Annotated in this window: 21 protein-coding genes; 8 read left to right on the forward strand and 13 right to left on the reverse strand. The window is 60.3% G+C overall.

The features are described from left to right. The first annotated feature begins 235 nt into the window (after nucleotides 1-235). The gene (locus AC3IP0_RS27115; RefSeq protein WP_489317612.1) at nucleotides 236-868 is read left to right on the forward strand and encodes a TetR/AcrR family transcriptional regulator; all 633 of its coding nucleotides are present in this window, start codon (nucleotides 236-238) and stop codon (nucleotides 866-868) included. Between the two features lie 193 nt (nucleotides 869-1,061). On the opposite strand, the gene AC3IP0_RS27120 is transcribed toward AC3IP0_RS27115, so the two are convergent. The 9 genes from AC3IP0_RS27120 to AC3IP0_RS27160 all read right to left on the reverse strand — a co-directional run bounded on the left by AC3IP0_RS27120 (nucleotide 1,062) and on the right by AC3IP0_RS27160 (nucleotide 10,053). Then, nucleotides 1,062-1,277 (reverse strand): TOBE domain-containing protein, encoded by a 216-nt coding sequence (locus AC3IP0_RS27120; RefSeq protein ID WP_007967989.1) that lies wholly within the window; start codon nucleotides 1,275-1,277, stop codon nucleotides 1,062-1,064. Nucleotides 1,278-1,310: 33 nt separating this feature from the next. Beyond that, complete coding sequence (ssuB, locus tag AC3IP0_RS27125; RefSeq protein ID WP_090452038.1) at nucleotides 1,311-2,117, reverse strand: aliphatic sulfonates ABC transporter ATP-binding protein; 807 nt, start codon at nucleotides 2,115-2,117, stop codon at nucleotides 1,311-1,313. Continuing rightward, nucleotides 2,114-2,896, reverse strand: coding sequence for an aliphatic sulfonate ABC transporter permease SsuC (ssuC, locus tag AC3IP0_RS27130; RefSeq protein ID WP_057712846.1), 783 nt, complete (start codon nucleotides 2,894-2,896; stop codon nucleotides 2,114-2,116). The genes ssuB and ssuC overlap by 4 nt, the downstream gene beginning before the upstream one ends. 9 nt (nucleotides 2,897-2,905) lie before the next feature. After that, nucleotides 2,906-4,054, reverse strand: a complete 1,149-nt coding sequence (gene ssuD, locus AC3IP0_RS27135) for an FMNH2-dependent alkanesulfonate monooxygenase (protein WP_489326314.1) — start codon at nucleotides 4,052-4,054, stop codon at nucleotides 2,906-2,908. Between the two features lie 25 nt (nucleotides 4,055-4,079). Beyond that, nucleotides 4,080-5,060: a sulfonate ABC transporter substrate-binding protein gene (locus AC3IP0_RS27140; RefSeq protein ID WP_489317613.1), complete on the reverse strand. Its 981-nt coding sequence runs from the start codon at nucleotides 5,058-5,060 to the stop codon at nucleotides 4,080-4,082. A 90-nt stretch (nucleotides 5,061-5,150) separates the two neighbouring features. Continuing rightward, nucleotides 5,151-5,744 carry an NADPH-dependent FMN reductase gene (ssuE, locus tag AC3IP0_RS27145; RefSeq protein ID WP_489317614.1) on the reverse strand — a complete coding sequence of 198 codons (594 nt, stop codon included), beginning with the start codon at nucleotides 5,742-5,744 and terminating at the stop codon, nucleotides 5,151-5,153. Between the two features lie 290 nt (nucleotides 5,745-6,034). Beyond that, nucleotides 6,035-6,673, reverse strand: coding sequence for a peroxiredoxin (locus AC3IP0_RS27150; RefSeq protein ID WP_489317615.1), 639 nt, complete (start codon nucleotides 6,671-6,673; stop codon nucleotides 6,035-6,037). Nucleotides 6,674-6,965: 292 nt separating this feature from the next. Then, nucleotides 6,966-8,309, reverse strand: coding sequence for an OprD family porin (locus tag AC3IP0_RS27155; protein WP_489317616.1), 1,344 nt, complete (start codon nucleotides 8,307-8,309; stop codon nucleotides 6,966-6,968). 412 nt (nucleotides 8,310-8,721) lie between these two features. Then, the gene (locus tag AC3IP0_RS27160; protein WP_489317617.1) at nucleotides 8,722-10,053 is read right to left on the reverse strand and encodes an OprD family porin; all 1,332 of its coding nucleotides are present in this window, start codon (nucleotides 10,051-10,053) and stop codon (nucleotides 8,722-8,724) included. A gap of 361 nt (nucleotides 10,054-10,414) precedes the next feature. Between AC3IP0_RS27160 and tauA the strand changes: the two genes are divergently transcribed. Beyond that, nucleotides 10,415-11,404, forward strand: a complete 990-nt coding sequence (tauA, locus tag AC3IP0_RS27165; protein ID WP_489317618.1) for a taurine ABC transporter substrate-binding protein — start codon at nucleotides 10,415-10,417, stop codon at nucleotides 11,402-11,404. Between the two features lie 105 nt (nucleotides 11,405-11,509). On the opposite strand, the gene argA is transcribed toward tauA, so the two are convergent. Then, nucleotides 11,510-12,808 (reverse strand): amino-acid N-acetyltransferase, encoded by a 1,299-nt coding sequence (gene argA, locus AC3IP0_RS27170; protein WP_489317619.1) that lies wholly within the window; start codon nucleotides 12,806-12,808, stop codon nucleotides 11,510-11,512. Between the two features lie 144 nt (nucleotides 12,809-12,952). Beyond that, the gene (gene argE / locus AC3IP0_RS27175) at nucleotides 12,953-14,101 is read right to left on the reverse strand and encodes an acetylornithine deacetylase (RefSeq protein WP_056726409.1); all 1,149 of its coding nucleotides are present in this window, start codon (nucleotides 14,099-14,101) and stop codon (nucleotides 12,953-12,955) included. Nucleotides 14,102-14,258: 157 nt separating this feature from the next. On the opposite strand from argE, the gene AC3IP0_RS27180 reads away from it, so the two are divergent. Continuing rightward, nucleotides 14,259-15,626, forward strand: coding sequence for a CYTH domain-containing protein (locus AC3IP0_RS27180; protein ID WP_223455477.1), 1,368 nt, complete (start codon nucleotides 14,259-14,261; stop codon nucleotides 15,624-15,626). Nucleotides 15,627-15,713: 87 nt separating this feature from the next. Here the strand turns inward: AC3IP0_RS27180 and AC3IP0_RS27185 are convergent, their stop codons facing one another. Beyond that, on the reverse strand, nucleotides 15,714-16,184 hold the full coding sequence (locus tag AC3IP0_RS27185; protein ID WP_056726407.1) for an Lrp/AsnC family transcriptional regulator: 471 nt from the start codon (nucleotides 16,182-16,184) through the stop codon (nucleotides 15,714-15,716). Between the two features lie 126 nt (nucleotides 16,185-16,310). On the opposite strand from AC3IP0_RS27185, the gene AC3IP0_RS27190 reads away from it, so the two are divergent. From AC3IP0_RS27190 to AC3IP0_RS27210, 5 genes are all read left to right on the forward strand, one after another. Continuing rightward, entirely contained in the window at nucleotides 16,311-16,649 is a 339-nt protein-coding gene (locus AC3IP0_RS27190; RefSeq protein ID WP_489317620.1) for a hypothetical protein, read from the forward strand. 90 nt (nucleotides 16,650-16,739) lie between these two features. Beyond that, a complete protein-coding gene (tfpB, locus tag AC3IP0_RS27195; protein ID WP_489317621.1) occupies nucleotides 16,740-18,524 on the forward strand; it encodes a type IV pilus assembly ATPase TfpB in 1,785 nt (594 codons plus the stop codon). Between the two features lie 84 nt (nucleotides 18,525-18,608). Then, nucleotides 18,609-19,529 carry an SPFH domain-containing protein gene (locus AC3IP0_RS27200; RefSeq protein WP_056726404.1) on the forward strand — a complete coding sequence of 307 codons (921 nt, stop codon included), beginning with the start codon at nucleotides 18,609-18,611 and terminating at the stop codon, nucleotides 19,527-19,529. An 8-nt stretch (nucleotides 19,530-19,537) separates the two neighbouring features. Next, a complete protein-coding gene (locus AC3IP0_RS27205; protein WP_489317622.1) occupies nucleotides 19,538-19,987 on the forward strand; it encodes an NfeD family protein in 450 nt (149 codons plus the stop codon). Nucleotides 19,988-20,055: 68 nt separating this feature from the next. Further along, complete coding sequence (locus AC3IP0_RS27210) at nucleotides 20,056-20,373, forward strand: DUF2388 domain-containing protein (RefSeq protein ID WP_056726402.1); 318 nt, start codon at nucleotides 20,056-20,058, stop codon at nucleotides 20,371-20,373. A gap of 194 nt (nucleotides 20,374-20,567) precedes the next feature. Here AC3IP0_RS27210 and gcvP read toward each other — a convergent pair whose 3' ends face one another. Further along, a complete protein-coding gene (gene gcvP / locus AC3IP0_RS27215; RefSeq protein WP_489326315.1) occupies nucleotides 20,568-23,441 on the reverse strand; it encodes an aminomethyl-transferring glycine dehydrogenase in 2,874 nt (957 codons plus the stop codon). Between the last annotated feature and the right edge of the window lie 200 nt (nucleotides 23,442-23,641).

Below are 23,641 nucleotides of genomic sequence, written 5' to 3' on the forward strand. Positions count from 1 at the left end.
GTTGCAGTAAAAAAACGCCGCCGGCCGTAAAAGCCTGCGGCGTTTTTTTATGGCCGCCTGCGGCGGATCGTCGGAACGCCGCCCGGAGCAAGCTCGCTCCCACAATGTCTTGTGTAGCACCCGGATATTGCGTCCGCAGCAGATCCCTGTGGGAGCGAGCTTGCTCGCGATGGCGGCCGACGAGACAACACACAACCCGACTCGTACAATGCCCGCTGCCCCGCAGGAGACTCCAATGACACGCGTAGCCACCCCCCGCAAACCCCGCGCACGCAGCCAGGCCCGGATCGATTCAATACTCGATGCGGCCCGCACGCTGTTGGCCGCCGAGGGCGTGGCCAGCCTGTCGATCTACAGCGTCGCCGAGCGCGCGGAGATTCCGCCCTCCTCGGTCTACCACTTTTTCGCCAGCGTGCCGGCGCTGCTGGAAGCCCTGACCGCCGACGTCCATGCGGCCTTCCGCGCCTGCCTGCAAGCCCCCATCGACCACCTCGCCTTGAATGGCTGGCGCGATCTGTCGCGACTGGTGGAACAACGCATGCTCGACATCTATGCAGAGGACGCCGCCGCCCGCCAACTCATTCTGGCCCAGCACGGCCTGACCGAAGTCACCCAGGCCGACCGCCAGCACGACATCGAACTCGGCGACCTGATGCACAAGCTGTTCGACCATCACTTCGAGCTGCCGACGTTGCCGAGTGATGTCGATGTGTTCGCCCTGGCCATGGAGCTGGGCGACCGGGTGTATGCGCGCTCGGTGCAACAGCACGGGCAGATTACGCCGCGCATGGCCGAGGAAGGGATGCGGGTGTTTGATGCTTATGTGGGGTTGTATTTGCCGCCGTATCTGCCCAGGCGGAACCTCTAGCGCGCTCACTGGCCTCATCGCGGGCAAGCCCGCTCCCACAAGGATCTCCAGTGATTACAGATTTTGTGAGCGACAAATAAACCTGTGGGAGCGAGCCTGCTCGCGAAGGCCGCGCCACTTACCCCAAGACAAGCACACATGAAAAAACCCCGAAGGGCTCAAACCCTTCGGGGTTGTTGTTTACGCATGCCCCTTACAACTTGGCGATCGACACCTCGGTGGATTTCACAAACGCGATCACTTCACTGCCGACCGCCAGTTCCAGCTCTTTCACCGAGCGCGTGGTGATCACCGAAGTGACGATGCCGGACGCGGTCTGTACGTCGATTTCCGAGAGTACGTCGCCGAGGACGATTTCCTTGATGGAGCCTTTGAACTGGTTGCGAACGTTGATGGCCTTGATAGTCATGATGTTGATTCCTGTCGTTGGGTAAGACTTGAGTTATTGAGCCCAGCGCAATTGCGTAGGCAAGGGTGAAACAGGTTCCGGCTCCGGTGGTTGGCCGGGCAGCGCCAGCACACGATTGAGGACTTCGGTTTCCAGCGCCGCCAGCCGATGGGAACCGCGCACCCGAGGGCGCGGCAGTTCCACGTGCAGGTCGAGGCCGACTTCGCCGTCTTCGATCAGGATCACCCGATCGGCAATCGCCACCGCTTCACTGACGTCATGGGTCACCAGCAACACCGTGAAACCGTGCTGCTGCCAGAGCCGTTCGATCAGTTGCTGCATTTCAATTCGGGTCAGGGCATCCAGCGCCCCCAAGGGTTCGTCGAGCAACAGCAGGCGCGGCTGATGAATCAACGCACGGGCCAAGGCCACGCGTTGCTTCTGTCCACCGGACAGCGCAGCAGGCCACTCGTGGGCGCGATCGGCCAGGCCCACCGCTTCCAAAGCTGCAAGCGCTTGCGGCCGCCAGTTTCCCTTGAGGCCCAGGCCGACGTTGTCGATGATCTTTTTCCAGGGCAGCAAACGCGCTTCCTGGAACATCAGCCGCGTATCCTCCCGCGCATCACTCAATGGCGCGGCACCGGCGAGCAACTCGCCGCCGGTTGGCTGATCGAGACCGGCGAGCAAGCGCAGCAAGGTACTTTTGCCGCAGCCGCTGCGACCGACCACGGCGACAAACTGGCCCGCCGGAATGTGCAGGTCGATCTCGCGCAGCACCTGCCGCGAGCCAAAGGTTTTTTGCAGCTTGCGCACCGCCAGCGGAATCCCGCGCAGCAGTCGCGGAGGTTGCTCTGCGATCATGCCGCACCTCCCTTGGCAACCTGATAGGCCGGGTGCCAGCGCAGCCACACTCGTTCAAGTCCACGGGCCGCGAGGTCGGCCAGTTTGCCGAGCACCGCATACAACAGAATCGCCAGCACCACCACGTCGGTCTGCAAGAATTCCCGGGCATTCATTGCCAGGTAGCCGATGCCGGAACTCGCGGAAATGGTTTCCGCCACGATCAACGTCAACCACATGAAGCCCAGGGCGAAGCGCACGCCGACCAGAATCGAAGGCAGCGCCCCCGGCAGAATCACCTGCCAGAACAGGCTGAAACCGCTCAGGCCATAGCTACGCGCCATCTCCACCAGCGCCGGGTCGACGTTGCGGATGCCGTGATAGGTGTTGAGGTAGATCGGGAACAATGTGCCCAGCGCCACCAGGAAAATCTTCGCCGACTCGTCGATGCCGAACCACAGGATCACCAGTGGAATCAGCGCCAGGTGCGGCACGTTGCGGATCATCTGCACCGAACTGTCGAGCAGGCGTTCGCCCCACTTCGACAGGCCGGTGATGAAGCCGAGCGTCAGGCCGATGCCACCACCGATGGTGAAGCCCAGCGCAGCTCGCCAGCCACTGATCGCCAGGTGCGTCCAGATTTCGCCGCTGCGCACCAGGCTCACGCCGGCCTCGATGACGGCGATGGGTGCCGGCAGGATCCGTGTCGACAACCAACCCGCCGACACACTCAACTGCCACACCGCCAGCAGCAACACCGGCAACGCCCAGGGCGCCAGGCTGTGGATGATTTTTTTCATGACCGCGCCTCAGCTCTGGGACGCGGCTTTGGGCAGAATGTCGTTGGCGACCATCTCGCCGAACGGGCTGACGTAACCGGCGCTCTTCGGCAGTTCTGGACGCTCGACATCGAGGTGCGGGAACAGCAACTCGGCCACCCGGTACGACTCTTCCAGGTGTGGATAACCAGAGAAGATGAAGGTATCGATGCCCAGGTCCGCGTACTCCTTCACGCGGGCGGCCACGGTCGGACCATCGCCTACCAGCGCCGTACCGGCACCGCCGCGCACCAGACCGACACCGGCCCACAGGTTAGGACTGACCTCCAGATTGTCGCGGTTGCCGCCGTGCAATGCGGCCATGCGTTGCTGACCGATCGAATCGAAACGCGCCAGCGAAGCCTGGGCACGAGCGATAGTCTCGTCGTCGAGATGGGAGATCAGCCGATCCGCGGCTTTCCAGGCTTCATCGTTGGTTTCGCGCACGATCACATGCAGGCGAATGCCGAAGCGCACGGTGCGTCCGAGCTTGGCGGCCTTGGCACGGACCTGTTCGATTTTTTCCGCAACGGCGGCCGGTGGCTCGCCCCAGGTCAGGACCATTTCCACCTGTTCGGCGGCCAGATCCTGTGCGGCTTCCGAGGAACCGCCGAAGTACAGCGGCGGACGCGGTTGCTGGATCGGTGGATAGAGCAACTTCGCGCCCTTCACGCTGATGTGTTGGCCGTCGTAATCGACGGTTTCGCCTTCCAGCACCCGACGCCAGATGCGGGTGAATTCCACCGAGGCCTGATAGCGTTCTTCGTGGCTGAGGAACAGTCCGTCGCCCGCCAACTCCTCCGGATCACCACCCGTCACCAGGTTGAACAACGCACGACCACCAGACAGTCGATCCAGGGTCGCGGCCTGACGCGCCGCCACCGTCGGGGAAATGATCCCGGGGCGCAGGGCAACCAGGAACTTCAAGCGTTGGGTCACCGGAATCAGCGATGCCGCCACCAGCCACGAGTCTTCGCAGGAACGCCCGGTCGGAATCAGTACCCCGCCAAAACCCAGGCGGTCAGCGGCTTGCGCGACTTGTTGCAGGTAACCGTGATCGACGGCGCGTGCGCCTTCAGCGGTGCCAAGGTAATGGCCGTCGCCGTGGGTGGGCAGGAACCAGAAAATATTGAGGCTCATGGAGTGGTCTCCTTGGGGAGTCGATTTATTGGGCTTTGGTTACTGAGCTTTGGGCAACGGCGGCCGGGGGCGTCCAGATCACGTCTTTGATGCTCAACTGCTTGGGAATCAGCTTGAGCTGGTAGAAGCTGTCGGCGATTTTCTGCTGTGCGGCGACCACTTCCGGGGTGAGGAACAACGCGCCATAGCCCTGGCGTTTCACCGAGGTCAGGGTTATGTCCACTGGCAGGCCGAGCAGCGGTGAAACCTGTTGGGTCACCTCTTGCGGGTTAGCCCTGGACCACTCGCCCACCGCGCGCACTTCTTCCACCAGGGTCTTGATCACCTCGGGATTTTTCTGCGCATAAGGCTTGGTCGCCAGGTAGAACTGATGGTTGTCGACGATGCCCTGGCCATCGCGCAGAGTGCGCGCTTGCAGTTGTTGTTCGGCGGCGGCCTGGTACGGGTCCCAGATCACCCAGGCGTCGACGCTGCCACGCTCGAACGCGGCGCGGGCATCGGCCGGCGGCAGGAATACGGTCTGGATGTCGGTGTATTTGAGGCCGGCGTCTTCCAGCGCACGCACCAGCAGGTAGTGCACGTTGGAGCCTTTGTTCAGGACGACTTTCTTGCCCTTGAGATCCGCCACCGATTTGACCGGCGAGTCCTTCGGCACCAGGATCGCTTCGCTGTGCGGCGCTGGCGGTTCATAGGCGACGTAGAGCAGATCGGCACCGGCTGCTTGAGCGAACACGGGCGGCGTCTCACCGGTGACGCCGAAGTCGATGGAGCCGACGTTCAGGCCTTCAAGCAGTTGCGGGCCACCGGGGAATTCCGTCCATTGCACGTCCACGCCTTGGGCGGCGAGGCGTTTTTCCAGGGTGCCTTTGGCTTTGAGCAGCACCAGGGTGCCGTACTTTTGATAGCCGATTCTTAACGTCTCGGCCTGAGCTTGAGTAATGGCGCCGAAGGTGACAGCCGCAGCAAACAGAGCGACCAGACCACGACGCAAAATGACAGGGCGCATGGCGCTCTCCTTTTTGCAGTTGGGTTTTGGCTGCACCTGCTTGCCCGTTGGCGGGCGAGTAAGGCCAGTACTTCAATTTTTCGGTGAGGCTCAAATGCTCCAGCGAGCACTCAACAAACGATCATTCAACAGGTTCGGATCGAGCGGCTTGGGCCGTCGCGCCATGGCGCTGAAAAACAACTCCAGCGATTCATTCAGTCGTTGTTCCAGCTCCGGCGCCAACTGCGCCAGTGCGCCACCTTCGCCGTAGGCGATCTGGCTGTCGACGGCGAAAATCCCTTGCAGCATTTCCTGGGCCTTCAATGCCGACAGCACTGGCTTGAGCGCGTAATCCACTGCCAGCATATGGGCGATGCTGCCGCCAGTGGCCATTGGCAGAACCACCTTGTGGCTCAAGGCGCGTTCGGGCAGCAGATCCAGCACGACTTTCAGTGCTCCGGAAAACGATGCCTTGTAAACCGGTGTGGCGATCAGCAGGCCATCGGCGTTTTCAATCTGTTGCAACAGGTCTCTCACCTTGGGACTGTCGAAGCGTGCGTGCAGCAAGTCCTCGGCCGGGAAGTCCCGCACCTGATAACTCACCACTTCCACGCCCTGCCCTTGCAACCAACGCTGGGAGCGATCCAGCAGCACCCCGGAACGAGAGCGCTGACTGGGACTGCCACCGAGTGAGACAACCAACATTCAGACGATTCCTTGCACGGTGTTGGCGATTCGCGGCTTGCGATCTCGCTTTGATGGAGTGACCTTAACAGCTGATTTATATATCCATAAATCATATTTATTCATTTGGTTATGCATAAAAGAAATATATATACCGGTTTCTTCCAGGCAAAAAAACAGGCCGTCGAAACGGCCTGAAATCCCCTGCTTTGTGGGTACACATCTTGAATTCCGCTGCGCCTGATACGCCGCTATCGCGAGCAAGCTCGCTCCCACAGAGGGTACGCAGCTGCGCCAAAAATGCTGAAGACTTACCGGTTGGGCTGCGGCGTCAGGCGCAGGTAAGGCTTGACCGCCCGATAGCCCTTGGGAAAGCGCTGTTTGATTTCATCCTCATCCTTGAGCGACGGCACGATCACCACCTCATCACCGTCCTGCCAGTTGGCCGGTGTGGCCACCTTGTGGTTGTCGGTGAGTTGCAGCGAGTCGATCACCCGCAGGATTTCATTGAAGTTGCGCCCGGTGCTCGCCGGGTAGGTAATCGTCAGCCGGACCTTTTTCTTCGGGTCGATCACGAACAGACTGCGCACGGTCAGGGTGTCGCTGGCGTTGGGGTGGATCAGGTCGTAGAGGTCCGAGACCTTGCGGTCGGCGTCATCCAGGATCGGAAAGTTGACCACGGTGGCCTGGGTTTCGTTGATGTCCTCGATCCACTTGTGGTGCGACTCCACCGAGTCCACCGACAAAGCGATGGCCTTGACGCCGCGCGCTGCGAACTCATCCTTGAGCCTGGCGGTGAAGCCCAGTTCAGTGGTGCACACCGGTGTGAAGTCCGCCGGATGGGAAAACAACACGCCCCAGCTATCGCCCAGCCACTGATGGAAACGGATGGTGCCGGCGCTGGAGTTCTGTTCGAAATCGGGGGCGATATCGCCAAGTCTGAGACCCATGGTGCTGCTCCTTGTGAGTGCTTGATGGGTTCAACTGTGCCTGTGTTTTTTATCTATTAAAAAGAATAAATATCGATTTATTTAGATCATAAAGAAATATTAAATATCTGTTCACTGGACGTGCCCGCACAACCGGCCGAACATCGCCCCCAAGGTTCGAGAAGGCCTTGAGTTGCTGCAAAGAGGGAAGTTCAAGGCGGGATTACGGGGGTGAACCCGTCTTGAAAATGCAAAAGCCCCGCCCGGTGCAATACCGGGCGGGGCTTTTTTTGTCTCGGTTACGCGAGCGCTATTACAGCAGCGGGATCGAGTAGCTGAGGATCAGGCGGTTTTCGTCCTGCGAACGCGTGTTCGGCAGGTCGGTGCGCCAGGTCGCGTTTTTCCACGCCAGGCCCAGGTTTTTCAGCGGACCTTCCTGAACGACGTAAGCCAGGCTCAGATCGCGCTCCCACTCGGAAGCACCATTGGCCGCTTCGCGGCCCTTGGCGTTAACGGTATCGATATTGTCGCCGTGCAGGTACACCAGACCCGCCGTCAGGCCAGGTACGCCGACCTTGGCGAAGTCATAGGAGTAGCGTGCCAGCCAGGTACGCTCGCCGGCACGGCCGAACTTCTGGATTTGCGAGTCGGTGATGGTGTAGTTCGACGAACCGTCGCCCTGGTTCAGCCAAGGGAAATCGCTGCTGCCGTTGCTGACCTGATAACCGCCACCGAAGGTGTGACCGGCAACGGTGTACAGGAACAGACCGCTGTACAGGTTGTTGTCGACCTTGCCTTTACCGTTCGCGGCACCGCTGTAGTTGCCAGTGGTGTAGTACAGAGGATCGTGACCGTTAGCACCGTCGTCGGAGCTGTTGAAGTAACGCAAGTCAGACTTCAACACGCCAGGGCCGATTGCCCAGTTGTGCACTAGGCCCAGGAAGTGTTGCTTGTAGAACTCTTCCAGGTTGCCGTAGTAGTACTGGGCCGTCAGGTCCTTGGTGATCTTGTAGTCACCGCCGGCATAAATGAATTTGTTGCTGTCGCGGCCTGTAGCGGAACGGCTGTTGGCGCCGGAGATAGACAACTGTTCGTTGTTGCTCGAGTTACGACCTTTTACCTGCTCGATCTGACCGCCGATCAAGGTCAGGTCCTTGATGTCGTTCGAGGCGATCTGGCCACCCTGCCAGGTTTGCGGCAACAGACGACCGTCGTTGGTCACGATCACCGGCAGCTTTGGCTGCAAGGTACCCAGCTTCAGCTCGGTCTGGGAGATCTTGGCTTTGGCAGTCAAACCCAGGCTGGAGAAGTCATCAACCGCTTCGCCGTTGGACTTGCTCGGGAACACGGTGCCGCCGTACGAGTTGTTGCTCGCGCCGTTGGTGCCGCCACCGGAATCCAGTTTGACGCCCAACAGGCCGATCGCATCGATACCGAAGCCGACGGTGCCTTGGGTGTAACCGGAGATGAAACGCAGGTCGAAGCCTTGGCCCCATTCTTCGTTTTTGTTCGGGCCAGTGCCGTCACGGTAATCGGTGTTGATGTAGAAGTTACGCAGCCCCAATGTTGCCTTGCTGTCTTCGATAAAACCCGCGGCGCTTGCCTGCTGGGTCAAAACCCCGACGGCCACAGCGATGGCCAAGGTGGACTTGTTCATGTTTCGCTCCTCTCGTTTCTAATTCTGATGTTCCTGGTCCCGAATCGATTGCCCGGGATCCTGAATGCATAAATTCGCGGCAAACCGTCTGAGCCGGTCGTTTGGCGGGCCGCAGGATACATGGCCTTAAAGCCAAAAAGAATTTTTTGATACGTTTTAATACCGCTTCGGAATATGACTTCCCACGACAGGTCCGAGGTATCGGCGGCAAGGCCAATTCCTGAACCTGATCAAATATCGAGGGACGAAACTGCCAAATCCGGGCTCAGGGATGAGTGTCGGACAGGCGCACTTTAAGCGGGATATTTAAAAACTAAAAAGAATAATAAATAATCAGTAAAGATCTTTATGGAATATGAAAAAACAGACAAAAAAAACCTCGCCAGCAGGCGAGGCTTTTTCGCAAGGCTTGTTACAGGAAGCTGTAGGTGTAGTTGAAGATCAGACGAGTCTGGTCAACATCAGGGTTGTTGGAGACTTCACTGCCACGGTAGACACCATTACGCAGCGTTACGCCGAAACCTTTGAGCGCGCCCTGCTGGATGGTGTAGTCGATCCGCATGTCGCGTTCCCACTCGGAGCCATCAGGGCCGCTGCCGTTGGTGGCCTTGATGTTATCGCCATGCAGGTAGGCGATCGAAGTTTTCAGGCCCGGCACGCCCAGTCCGGCGAAGTCATAGGAGTACTGACCGAAAGTGGTGTTTTCACCGGCACGAACAAAGCCGTTGATCATGGAATCGGTGAACAGGTAGAAGCTGGCGCCGCCGTTCCCTTCCGGACGGCCATTGCTATCGACCACGTTGCCCTGGTTCAGGTAGACAAAACCACCGTCATCGCTGACGCGCTGATGACCGACCAGGAAGGCGTTGCCACCCAGGGTGTAAGTGAACATGGCGCTCCAGGTCTTGTTATCGACCTCGCCCGGGTTCTTGGCGAAACCGTTGTTGTTGTTGAAACGGAAACCCGGATCACCGTTCCTGCCGTCGGAGCTGCTGTCGAAGTAGCGAATATCAGTCTTGAAGGACTGCTTGGCGTCGATCGGAAACACGTGGATCAAGCCCAGGAAGTCCTGCTTGTAGTAATCCTTCAGATTCGAGTGGTAGTACTGCAGGGTCAGGTCCTTGGTGACCTTCCAGTCAGCACCACCGTAGTAGAACTTGTTGCTGTCCTCTGTACCGCCAGCCACGGCCAGGCCGGTGGAGTTCGAAGAGGCGCGACCTGCCGAATGCTCCAACTGACCTGCGTTGAAGGTCACGTTGTCGATTTCTTTCGAGGTGATGGTGCCACCGTCAAAGGTCTGCGGCAGCAGACGGCTGTCGTTCGCGACCAGGATCGGCAAGTTGGGTGCCAGGGCGCCACCCAGGTGGGCTTCGGTCTTCGAGAAGCGCGCCTTGACGTTAGCGGCTGCACGGCTCCATTCGGACACGGCCGAACCATCGCTGTCGCTTGGGAAGAAGGTGTTGTTGTCTGGGTGGTGACCCTTGCCGCCGTCCAGGTGGATACCCAGCAGTGCCTGGGCGTCGATACCGAAACCGACAGTGCCTTGGGTGAAACCGGACAGATAATCGAATTTCAGGCCTTCTGCGGACTCTTTCTGATCCGCACCGCCTTCACGGTTATCGTTGTTGTAATACATGGTTCGGGAACTGATGGACGCCTTACTGTCTTCCAGGAAACCTGCGGCGCCTGCCTGCTGCGCCAAAACCCCTACGGCCACGGCCAAAGCCAAGGTGGACTTGTTCATTGTGTAGCTCCTCTCGATTCTAATTCTTGTATTCCTGGTCCCGAGTCATCGCCCGAAATCCTAAGATGCGCGATTAGCGCCAGACCGTGACCCACAAGTCAATCGTAACTATGTGTGTCTACGACCTTTGTCTAACCCCCGATTTTTTGGTCCCTGCCGGGTCATGAATTTGTCATGACCCTGAAAAGAATTACCCGATTCTTTTCTAATACCGTTTAGGAATTTAGCTCTCAATTTCCAGATCCCCAGAACAGAGGGTTCGGCTCATAAGCTAATTCCTAAACGGTATTTATTTTTGCTTTTTTAGATCGATTAGTTTCTGACGCAATTCGGAAACAAATCCTTACCGAAAGGCAGCCCCATGACGACCAAACGCGCACTATCCGGACCAATTGTTACAGTTTGTGTATCTCTCGCATTTTCTTTCACCGCCCAGGCGGCGAACCTCACCGTCGGCTATCAAACCGGAATCGACCCCAGCAAAGTCCCCCAGGCCGATGGCCTTTATGAAAAAACCATCGGCCAGCCCATCGACTGGCGACGCTTCAACAGCGGGCCGGAAGTGGTCACGGCGATAGCCTCCGGCGATGTGCAAATCGGCAATCTCGGCTCCAGTCCGCTGGCCGCTGCCGCCTCGCGCAACCTGCCGATTGTCGCGTTCATCGTCTCGGCCCAGATCAATGCCGCCGAAGCGCTGGTGGTGCGCAATGGCAGCGGCATCGAAAAACCGCAAGATCTGATCGGAAAGACCATCGCCACGCCTTTCGTTTCAACCTCCCACTACAGCCTGCTAGGTGCGCTGAAGCACTGGGGCCTGGACAGTTCGAAAGTCAAAGTGGTGAACCTGCAGCCGGCGGAAATCGCGGCAGCCTGGAAGCGTGGTGATATTGACGGTGCGTTTGTCTGGTCGCCCGCCCTGGGGGAAATCCGCAAGACTGGCAAGACCTTGACCGACGCTGCACAGGTAGGCCAATGGGGAGCACCCACCTTTGAGGTCTGGGTGGCGCGCAAGGATTACGCCGAGAAGCACCCGGAGGTGGTGGCCAAATTCGCCAAGGTCACCCTCGACGCCTTTGCTGATTACGCAGCGCATAAAGCCAACTGGACGGTCGACTCGGAGCCGGTGCAGAAAATCGCCAAACTGACCGGTGCCAACGCTGCCGACGTGCCGGAGTTACTGGCCGGTTCCGCATTCCCGGATGCCAAGGCGCAACAGAGCGCCGCGCTGCTGGACGGCGGCACGGCCAAGGCCATTGGCGAGACGGCGAAATTCTTGAAGGAGCAAGGGAAGGTGGAGACGGTGCTGCCGGATTATTCGCCATATGTCAGCGCGAGGTTTGTCCAGGAGTAACACAAGGTTCCTGTAGGAGCTGCCGCAGGCTGCGATCTTTTGATATTGAAAAGCAAAATCAAAAGATCGCAGCCTGCGGCAGCTCCTACAAAAGTCGTTCAAACCTCAAAGGGCTTTTTCGAAGATCTTCGAATTACGCTGATAGTTGTACAGCGACGCCCGCGCCGACGGCAGACGGTCAACACTGCTCGGCACAAAACCGCGCTCGCGGAACCAGTGAGCGGTGCGGGTAGTAAGGACGAACAAGGTCTTCAAACCCTGAGCCCGGGCGCGGGTCTCGATGCGTTCCAGCAATTCATCACCGCGACCGCCATGGCGATACTCCGGATTCACCGCCAGGCACGCCAGTTCACCGGCATCCGAATCGGCAATCTGATACAGCGCCGCACAGGCGATGATCATGCCTTCACGCTCGACCACGCTGAACTGTTCGATCTCGCGCTCCAGCACCTCGCGGGAACGGCGCACCAGGATGCCCTGCTCTTCCAGCGGGCTGATTAAGTCCAGCAGTCCGCCGACGTCTTCGATGGCCGCTTCGCGCACCACTTCGAACTGCTCCTGGGCCACCAGCGTACCGCCGCCGTCACGGGTGAACAGTTCGGTCAGCAGTGCACCGTTCTCGGCATAACTGACGATATGACTACGGGCCACACCGCCACGACAAGCTTCGGCAGCGGCATCCAACAGTTCCGCCTGATAGTTACTGCCCAGGCGCTGCAAATGCGCCGGCACCTGTTGCGGACGCAATTCGCGCACCAGACGCCCGTTTTCGTCGATCAAGCCCAGTTCGGCGCCAAACAGCAGCAGCTTGTCCGCCCCCAGCTCGATGGCCGCCCGCGTGGCGACGTCTTCACAGGCCAGATTGAAAATCTCCCCGGTTGGCGAATAGCCCAGCGGCGACAGCAGCACGATGGAGCGCTCGTCCAGCAGACGGTTGATGCCCTTGCGGTCGACCCGGCGCACTTCGCCGGTGTGGTGATAGTCGACGCCTTCAAGCACGCCGATCGGCCGCGCCGTCACCAGGTTGCCGCTGGCCACCCGCAGGCGCGAGCCCTGCATCGGCGACGAAGCCATGTCCATCGACAGGCGAGCCTCAATGGCAATGCGCAACTGGCCAACCGCGTCGATCACACACTCCAGGGTCGCGGCATCGGTGATGCGCATGCCGTGGTGGTAATGCGGGGTCAGGCCTCGGGCCGCGAGGCGCGCTTCGATTTGCGGGCGAGAACCGTGAACCAGTACCAGACGCACACCCAGGCTGTGCAACAGCACCAGGTCGTGGACGATATTGCCGAAGTTCGGGTGTTCAACGCCGTCGCCGGGCAGCATGACGACAAAGGTGCAATCGCGGTGGGCGTTGATGTAAGGCGAAGCGTGACGAAGCCAATTGACGTATTCGGGCATGAACCTGGGCCTGTAATAAATAGCAGCCGAAAAAAGGGCGAAACTGAAAACGCACAGCGGGCTGATGGTTATCGTCGGAACAGGCTTGGCGACACGCGCGCTCTCCTCATGAATACGGGTTTGGGTACCGGCAATTTAAATGGCTCAGGCTGGTGTCAGGCAATAGTGTTCGATCAGTTGCCTTAATAGATGCACCGTAGGCTGCAAACGTGACATTTCGAGGTATTCCCCCGGTTGGTGGGCGCAGGCGATATCACCCGGGCCAAGCACCAGCGTTTCACAACCAAGGCGCTGAAGATAAGGTGCTTCGGTGCCGAACGCTACTGCTTCGGCGCTATGACCGGTGAGCTTTTCGGCAAGGCGCACCAGCTCGGCGTCCTCGGCCTGCTCGAACGGCGGCACTTCGGGGAACAACGGCGCGTAATCGATCTTGACCTGATGCCGCTCGGCAACCGGCTTGAGCTTCTGCAGGATCTCGGCGCGCAGGACCTTGGGGTCCATGCCGGGCAGCGGCCGCAAGTCGAACTCCAGCGAACACTGGCCGCAGATGCGATTGGGGTTGTCGCCGCCATGGATGCAGCCGAAATTCATCGTTGGCATCGGCACGCCAAACTGCGGATTGCGGAATTCGCGCTGCCACAACAGGCGCAGACCCCGCAGTTCACCGATGGCATCGTGCATGGCTTCCAGGGCACTGTGGCCCAGCCGCGGGTCCGAGGAATGACCGCTCTGCCCGAGGATGTCGATGCGCTCCATCATGATGCCTTTGTGCATGCGGATCGGCTTGAGCCCTGTCGGCTCGCCGATCACCGCCGCCCGCCCCAGCGGTCGCCCCGCTTCGGCCAGCGCGCGGGCACCGGACATCGAACTTTCTTCATCGCAAGTGGCGAGAATCAGCAATGGCTGTTTGAACGGCTGATCGAGCAGCGGTTTGACCGCCTCGATGGCCAGGGCGAAAAAGCCCTTCATGTCGCAACTGCCCAGGCCGATCCAGCGACCGTCGACTTCAGTCAGCTTCAGCGGGTCGGTTTGCCACAGCGCGCCGTCGAACGGCACGGTGTCGCTGTGCCCGGCCAGCACCAGGCCGCCGGGGCCGGAGCCGAAACTGGCCAGCAGGTTGAACTTGCCGGGGCTGACCTGCTGGATCTCGCAGGTGAAACCCAGCTCACCGAGCCACGTCGCCAGCAGATCGATGACCGGGCGGTTGGTTTGATCGAGACTGGGCTGAGTGCAACTGACCGACGGTGCAGCGATCAACGCAGCGAATTGTTCTTTCATCGACGGCAATGGCATCGCTGACTCCCGGCACCCGAATTGAGGTCCATCATAGAACCAACCGATGACAGGAATAAACCGTCTCGGCGCGTACTAACCTTGAGTCCTGTACACTGCACGACCTTGGCAGCCACACATTCCCCCGGCTGCGCTCCCGATCCTGGATTTTCCGGCCATGCAGAAAGAAACCGAAATCAAACTCCGCGTCAGCCGCGAAACCCTCGCCGCCCTGCGCGAGCACCCGTTACTGAAAAAACGCAACAAAAGTGGCTGGGAACGCCGTGAGTTGATGAATCAGTACTTCGACACGCCCGAGCGCGACCTGGCCCAGGCCAAAGTCGCCCTGCGCCTGCGCAAGGATGGCGAAGAAGTGATTCAGACCCTCAAGACCCGCGGCCAGAGCGTCGCCGGTCTGTCCGTTCGTAACGAGTACGACTGGAACCTGCCCAAGGCCAAGCTCGACCTGAAGAAACTCGACGGCGAATGCTGGCCCGAGGAACTGGCCGAGCTCGACAAGAAGACCCTGAAGCCGATCTTCACCACCGACTTCGTCCGCGAACGCGCGGAAATCGCCTGGGGTCGCGGCAAGACCAAAGTGGTCATCGAGGCCGCGCTGGACCTGGGGCACGTCGTGGTCGGCAAGCAGAAAGAAGAAATCTGCGAGCTGGAACTGGAGCTACGCGAAGGCGAACCGGCCGCGTTGCTGGAACTGGCTGCCGAGCTGGCCGAGAAACTGGCTCTGATGCCTTGCGACATCAGCAAGGCCGAGCGCGGTTATCGCCTGTACGACGCCCACAGCTATTCGTTGAGCCTGCCAGCGCCGCAGATCACCGCCGAAACGCCGCTGGACGACGCGTTCGCCGCGCTGAGCTGGCATTTGCTGGGCAGCAGCCAGCGTCTGGCCGAGCAGTATCGCTTCAACGGTCACTGGCGCCTGTTGCAGGACTGGGTCGAATGCCTCGCGGAAATGCGTGCGCTGATCAGCAGCCTGGGCCAGGCCGCACCACGTCAGTCGACCCACGATCTGCGTATCGCCCTCGATGCCTTGCTGGAAGACTGGCGCCCGCTGGTCCAGGCCGGCCTGGAAGATGAAGACGTGCGCAAAGCCGCGCCCGAGCAGTTCCTTGAAGAACTCGAAGACCCGCGCTGGGGCCTGTTCTCCCTGACCACCTCGCGCTGGCTGCTGGCCCGCACCTGGGCCGCCGACCGCAACACCCGTGGCAATCGCCAGGGCGCTGCGCAACTGGGCAGCTGGTTGCCGCGTCTGCTGGGCGAAGAAGCCACTTCGTTGCAACTGCAACGTTACCAGCAACAGCCGGAAGACCTGGCCGAGCAACTGCCGCGCATCGAACGCATCCAGGTCTGGCTGCACCATGCGCGTAACGTGCTGGAGATCCCGGAAATGGATCGCCTGTACGGTGAGCTGAACAAACTGGCGCAATTGGCCAACGAGTCGATCACCGACGAAGTCCTGGATGCGCGCAAGCAGCAGGCGATTGCGGTGTATCAGAACCGTGCCTGGAAGATGTTGCTGCGCCTGTAATACCGAAAAGATCGCAGGCTTCGCCAGCTCCTACGGGTGTACTCCATCCGAATGTAGGAGCTGCCGCAGGCTGCGATCTTTTTTGCTTTATCGCACCACCGGCAAACTGGTAGTCGACTTGATCTCCGACAACGCCACGATCGAATTGACCTCCTGAATCCCCGGCACCATCGACAACTTCTCGAAGAAGAAGCGCTCGTAGGCCTCGATGTCCGCCGTGACAATCCGCAGCAAGAAATCCACCGCCCCCATCAGCACGTAACACTCCAGCACCTCCGGAAAGCCGCGAATCGCCTCGGTGAATTCGGTGAAGTTCGAACGCCCGTGGGCATTGAGTTTCACCTCCGCGAAGATCTGCGTGTTCAGGCCGATTTTCTTGCGGTCGAGCAAGGTCACCTGGGCGCGAATGATGCCCTCCTCTTTCATCCGCTGAATCCGCCGCCAGCACGGCGATTGCGAGAGACCCACCTGCTCGGCGATCTGTGCGCTGGAAAGCGAAGCATCCTCCTGCAGCAAGGCGAGGATCTTGCGGTCGTAGCTGTCCAGTTCGCTTTGCATAAAAAAACCCTTAATTGAGTAACAAGTGAATTGATTTATTCTTCATTTCTGCAATACCGCCAATCATAGAGAAGAAATACCCGGCACAGGATGTAAATATTTCTCCAATGATTTTGGAGCCAGACCATGCCGTATCTCGAAGCCGTGAACACCCCACCTGCCCGCGCCGATGTCTGGAACGTCGGCAACGCCCATTGCCGGGTTCGCTATCAAATGCTGGCCGAGACAGAACCGGACCTGCTGTGTCGCGCCCTCAATTTGTTCGCCCTGCAATTGCTCACGCCGGAACAGGTCAACGCGCAGCGCCAGGACGACTGGCTGAACATCGAGATCGTCATCGACGGTTTGAGCTGGCACCGCGCGCAAGTGATTGCGGAAAAACTTCGTAACCTGATCAGCGTCTGCTCGGTGGAGCTGCAAGAAGCTGATGCCCCATGGACCGAAGCGGTTCAAGCGGCGGGCTGAAAAACTCCGAAACGGCTTTGTCGGGTAGTGGCCCAGCGGTCAGCCGGGCCACGGCTATCCTTTGCGCACTGTCGTTCAAAAGGAGCCCGCATGTCCGTACAACTCGCCTTTCAGGACCGCTGGCTGGATCTCAATGACCTGCTGCGCGAACTGGTCGCCCAGGGCTTTATCAGTCAGGATTCGGCCGAACACGCGCTCAATGCCCGCCGCCGCAACGCCTCCCTTGGCCAGATGCATCCGCTGGAGTTCATTGCCAGCCAACAGCTGGACGATCTCAGCCGTCCCGGCAAACCGCTGGACCTCGAGAGCCTGACCCTGTGGCTATCCCGACAGGCCGGCCAGCCTTACCTGCGCATCGACCCACTGAAAATCAACGTCGCGGCCGTGACCCCGCTGATGTCCTATGCCTTCGCCCAACGCCACAAGATCCTCGCGGTAGCGATCGACCGCGAGGCGGTCACCGTGGCCAGCGCCCAGCCTTATGTCAGCGGCTGGGAGGCTGACCTGACCCACGTGCTCAAATTGCCGATCAAGCGTGTGGTGGCCAACCCGGTGGACATCCAGCGCTTCAGCGTCGAATTCTTCCGTCTGGCAAAATCGGTCACCGGGGCGAGCAGCGCCGACCCGCAAGCCAGTACCCTCGGCAATTTCGAGCAGTTGCTCAACCTCGGTGCCAGCGACCAGGAGCCAGACGCCAATGACGCACACATCGTCAACATCGTCGACTGGCTGTTCCAGTACGCGTTCCAGCAACGCGCCAGCGACATCCACATCGAACCCCGGCGCGAGCAAGGCACGGTGCGCTTTCGCATCGACGGCGTGCTGCACAACGTCTATCAATTCCCGCCCCAGGTCACCATGGCCATCGTCAGTCGCCTGAAAACCCTGGGGCGCATGAACGTCGCGGAGAAACGCAAACCCCAGGACGGCCGGGTGAAAACCAAGACCCCGGACGGCGGTGAAGTCGAACTGCGCTTGTCGACACTGCCCACGGCCTTCGGCGAAAAAATGGTCATGCGGATCTTCGATCCGGAAGTATTGCTCAAGGATTTCGACCAGCTTGGTTTCTCCGCCGACGACCTGCGTCGCTGGCAAGACATGACCCGCCAGCCACACGGCATCATCCTCGTCACCGGGCCGACGGGTTCGGGCAAGACCACTACCCTCTACACCACCCTGAAAAAACTGGCGACGCCAGAGGTCAACCTCTGCACCATCGAAGACCCGATCGAAATGGTCGAGCCGGCGTTCAACCAGATGCAGGTCCAGCACAACATCGACCTGACCTTCGCCGCCGGCGTGCGCGCGCTGATGCGGCAAGACCCGGACATCATCATGATCGGCGAGATCCGCGACCTCGAAACCGCGGAGATGGCAATCCAGGCGGCGCTCACCGGGCACCTGGTGCTGTCGACCCTGCACACCAACGACGCGCCCAGCGCCATCAGCCGCCTGCTGGAGCTCGGCGTGCCGCATTACCTGATCAAGGCCACGGTGCTTGGCGTCATGGCCCAGCGACTGGTGCGAACCCTGTGCCCGCACTGCAAGGCGCCGCTGACGCTGGGCGAAGACGACTGGCAAACCCTGACCCGCCCCTGGCAAGCACCCTTGCCGACCAATGCCCAGCGAGCCATCGGTTGCGTGGAGTGCCGCGACACCGGTTATCGCGGTCGCGCCGGGGTCTACGAAATCATGCAACTGAGCGATGGAATCAAAGCGCTGATCAGTCCTGATACTGATCTGCTGGCCGTGCGGCGCCAGGCATTCAAGGAAGGCATGCGCAGCCTGCGGCTGTCGGGAGCGCAAAAGGTCGGCGCCGGGCTGACGACCATCGAGGAGGTTCTGCGAGTGACCCCCCAGAGCGAGCAGAACTGAGCCCGGCTGTACTTATCCGGCATCGGCACAGCTACACTCCAGCGATTGCTACTCCACAGATCCACACATCAACAAGGAATCGTTATGCAGATCGGTAGTGTGCTTTTGCTTTTTGTCGGCCTGGTGGTCGCCATTCTGTTCATGGGTTTCAAGGTGGTGCCCCAGGGCTTTGAATGGACCGTCGAGCGTTTCGGTCGCTACACCAACACGCTCAAACCGGGACTGAACGTGATCATTCCGGTCATGGACCGCATCGGGCGCAAGATGAATGTGATGGAAAGCGTGCTGGATATTCCGCCGCAGGAAGTCATCACCGCCGACAACGCCACGGTGCAAATCGACGCCGTGTGCTTCTTCCAGGTGGTCAACACGGCCCAGGCGGCCTACGAGGTCAACAACCTCGAACACGCCATCCGCAACCTGTTGCAGACCAACATCCGTACGGTACTCGGCTCGATGGAACTCGACGCCATGCTCAGCCAGCGCGACGGGATCAACGAAAAACTGCTGCGCACCGTCGACGAAGCGACCGCGCCGTGGGGCATCAAGATCACCCGGATCGAGATCAAGGACATCAGCCCACCCGCCGACCTGATGGCGGCGATGTCGGGGCAGATGAAAGCCGAGCGGATCAAGCGTGCGCAAATTCTGGAGGCCGAAGGCCTGCGCGCCGCAGCGATCCTGACCGCCGAAGGCAAGAAGCAGGCGCAGATCCTCGAAGCCGAAGGCAGTCGCCAGGCCGCCTTCCTGGAGTCCGAAGCCCGCGAGCGGCAAGCCGCGGCAGAAGCACAGGCGACCAAAGTGGTGTCCGAAGCCATCGCCAGCGGCAACGTGCAGGCGGTCAACTACTTCGTGGCGCAGAAGTACATCGATGCGCTGGGCAAGTTGGCCTCAGCCAACAACAGCAAGGTGATCCTGATGCCGCTGGAGGCCAGTTCGATGATCGGTGCGGTGGGCGGCATTGGCGAAATCGTCAAGGCCACTTTCGATAACAAGAAAGCCTGAGGCGCGCCATGTGGGCATTTTTGCAGCACCTTTCGTTCTGGGACTGGTTGGCGCTGGGCACGGTGCTGTTGATTCTCGAAGTGTTCGGTGCCGGCGGTTACCTGCTGTGGATCGGCATGGCCGCGGCAGCCGTGGGTGTCTTGACCTTCCTGATGCCGGACCTGTCCTGGGAATGGCAGTTTCTGTTGTTCGGCCTGCTGTCGATCACCACCGCGCTGTACTGGTGGCGGCGTCAGCGCACGGCGGCGCGCCCGAGCGATCAGCCGCACCTGAATCTGCGCGGCCAGGAACTGATCGGCAAAACCTTCGTGGTGCATGAAGCGATTGTCGACGGTCGCGGCAAGATCAGGGTGGCCGACGGCGTGTGGATGGCCCGCGGGCCGGACGCCGCCATTGGCAGCCGCGTGCGGGTGGTCGGCCAGCAAGGCGCGATCCTGCTGGTCGAAGCGGAGGAATAGGCAACCACGGAACTCGATTGGGGGTTGGCAATCCAACCGCGTAGTCAACCCAGTGGAGTCACCCTGTCATGCGTTTCAAACTTGCTGTTGCTACCGTCGCGCTGTTGTCTTTGCCTGTCGGTTCGGCGATGGCCGATACTTTTTGGCGTAACGTTCTTACGTCCGGTGCAACCACCGGTTCGAGCTATCTGACATCCAAGGATAACAAGCTGGTCGTCGCGGCCCAGGACGATGCCAGCAGCTTCGTCGCCAGTGATGGCAGTATCCGCGGTCCGTACCTGGAAGCGGCCATGCAGAAAGTCCGCGCCGACAACCCGGGCCTGCAAGCCACGGATATGGAACTGGCGAACGCGATCCTGGCGAAGAATGCCGTAGCTTCTGAGTAACAGTCGCGAACACAAGAATGCCGCTCACTTGAGCGGCATTTTTTTGCCCGGCGAACACAAATCCCATGTTCACTGATACCCCTGTGGGAGCGAGCTTGCTCGCGATAGCGGTGGATCAGTAAAAACTTCATTGACTGTCACACCGCATTCGCGAGCAAGCCCGCTCCCACAGGGGTTATGTGCAGCCGGAAATGTCAGCGGTAATCATCCACCGGCACACAAGCACAAAACAGGTTCCGATCCCCATACACATTGTCCACCCGGTTCACCACCGGCCAGTATTTGTGAGCCTTGGTGTGCGCGTCCGGCGTGACCGCTTGCACGATGCTGTACGGCCGCTCCCACACGCCGGTGATATCGGCCAACGTATGCGGCGCACCTTTCAACGGGTTTTCTTCAGCTGGCCAATTACCGTTCTGCACCTCGTTGATTTCCGCGCGGATGCTCAGCATCGCCCCGATGAACCGGTCCAGTTCCGCCTTCGATTCGCTTTCGGTCGGTTCGACCATCAGCGTCCCCGGCACCGGAAACGACATGGTCGGGGCATGGAAGCCGTAGTCCATCAGGCGCTTGGCCACGTCCTCTTCGGTAATGCCGGTCAACGCCTTGAGCGGTCGCAGGTCGAGGATGCATTCGTGGGCCACCCGCTCGTTGCGCCCGGTATAAAGCACCGGGAAGGCACCGGACAAATGCCGCGCCAGGTAATTCGCGGCGAGGATCGCCACTTCGCTGGCGTCCGCCAGTTGCGGCCCCATCATGGCGATGTACATCCAGCTGATCGGCAGAATGCTTGCGCTGCCCCAGGGCGCTGCGCTGACGGCGCCATTTTGCGGGTGCGGCCCGTCGATCGGCACTACCGGATGGTTGGCCACGAATGGTGCCAGATGCGCCCGAACACCAATCGGCCCCATGCCCGGCCCACCGCCACCATGGGGAATGCAGAAGGTCTTGTGCAGGTTCATGTGCGAGACGTCGGCACCAATATCGGCCGGCCGCGCCAATCCGACCTGAGCGTTGAGGTTGGCGCCATCCATGTACACCTGCCCCCCGTGCTGGTGGATCACTTCACAGATTTCGCTGATGCCTTCCTCATACACCCCATGGGTCGAAGGGTAGGTCGCCATCAGGCAGGCGAGTTTGTCTGCGGCCTGCGCGGCTTTTTCCTTGAGGTCCTCCAGGTCGACGTTGCCCGCCTCGTCACACTCGACGATCACCACGCGCATCCCGGCCATTTGCGCAGATGCGGGGTTGGTGCCGTGAGCCGACGAAGGAATCAGGCAGATATCGCGGCCGCCCTGTTGCCGGCTCTCATGGTATTTGCGGATCGCCAGCAGCCCGGCGTATTCGCCCTGGGCACCGGAGTTGGGTTGCATGCAGATCGCGTCGAAACCAGTGATCGCGCACAGCCAGCGCTCCAGTTCTTCGATCATCAGCCCATAACCGGCGGCCTGTTCCTTGGGCACGAACGGGTGCAGGTTGGCGAACTGCGGCCAGGTAATCGGGATCATCTCGCTGGTGGCGTTGAGCTTCATGGTGCAGGAGCCCAGCGGGATCATCGATTGATTGAGCGCCAGGTCCTTGTTTTCCAGTTGCTTGAGGTAGCGCAGCATCTCGGTTTCGCTGTGATGGGCGCTGAACACGGGATGGCGCAGATAAGGCGAAGTTCGCGCCAACCTTTCGGGAATTCCGCCAGGCAAGACCTCGGCATCCAGGTCATCGATGCTGAGCCCGTGATCGGCACCCAGGAACACGTCGAACAGCTTCGCCACGGTGCCTTCGTCGCAGGCCTCGTCGAGGCTCAAGCCCAGTTGGCCGCGCCCAAGAATGCGCAGGTTGATCTGCGCGGCCCGGGCACTTTCGATGATCGCGGTCTGGGCTCCGCCGACTTCCAGCGTCAGGGTGTCGAAGAAGTGCCGGTTGACCCGGGTGATACCGTTGCGTTCAAGCCCGGCGGCAAGGATGCAGGTCAGCCGATGAACCCGCTGGGCGATCCGCTTCAGCCCTTCGGGGCCGTGGTAGACCGCATAGAAACTGGCGATATTGGCCAGCAGCACCTGGGCCGTGCAGATGTTGGAGTTGGCCTTCTCCCGGCGGATGTGTTGCTCGCGGGTTTGCAGGGCCATGCGCAGGGCGGTGTTGCCCCGCGCATCTTTCGAAACACCGATGATCCGCCCGGGAATTGCCCGCTTGTATTCATCGCGGCTGGCAAAAAATGCCGCGTGAGGCCCGCCGTAGCCCATGGGCACGCCGAACCGCTGGGACGAGCCAAACACCACATCGGCACCCAGTTCACCCGGCGGGGTCAGCAACAACAGGCTCAACAAATCCGTGGCGACACAGGCCAGGGCCTGTTGCGCGTGCAGATGATCGATCAGCGGCCGCAAGTCGTGGATTTCACCGTGGGTGTCGGGATATTGCAGCAGCGCGCCGAACACCTGGTGCTGCTTCAAGTTATCCACAGCGTCGACGATCAGCTCGAAGCCGAAACCTTCAGCGCGGGTCTGCACCACGGAGATGGTTTGCGGGTGGCAGTTTTCGTCGACAAAGAACAGGTTGCTTTTGGATTTGGCGACCCGCTTGGCCAGGGCCATGGCTTCCGCCGCGGCGGTGGCTTCATCGAGCAGCGAGGCATTGGCCAGCTCCAGGCCGGTCAGGTCGATGGTCAGTTGCTGGAAGTTCAGCAGCGCTTCGAGCCGCCCTTGGGCGATCTCTGGCTGATAGGGGGTGTACGCGGTGTACCAGCCGGGATTTTCCAGCACATTACGCAGAATGACCGCCGGTGTAAGGGTGCCGTGGTAGCCCATGCCGATCAGGCTGGTCCAGACCTGGTTCTGCTCGGCATAACCGCGCAGTTTGGCCAGCGCGGCCTCTTCATCGAGTGCCGGGGGCAGGTCCAGCGCCCGGTTGAGGCGGATGCCCGGCGGCACCGTCTGCTCGATCAATTCGACCCGACTGCCCAGGCCGAGGCTGTCGAGCATCGCCTTTTGCTCAACGGCATCGGGGCCGAGGTGGCGGCGCAGAAAGGCATTGGGGTCGCGTAACTGGCTCAGGGACGGCAATTGGGACATGACGGGCTCTCTCTTGACTGGCGCTCAGCGTCGATGCAACACGGTCAAACCAGCATAGCAGCCCATACCGGAGGCAAATTTGCGGAGCAGTACAGTTTCCCCTGTGTGAGCGAGCCTGCTCGCGATGGCGCCAGGTCAGGCAGAACATCACTGGCTGGCAGTCTGCAATCGCGAGCAGGCTCGCTCCTACAAAGAGGAAT

Source organism: Pseudomonas sp. GL_103 (assembly GCF_057835175.1).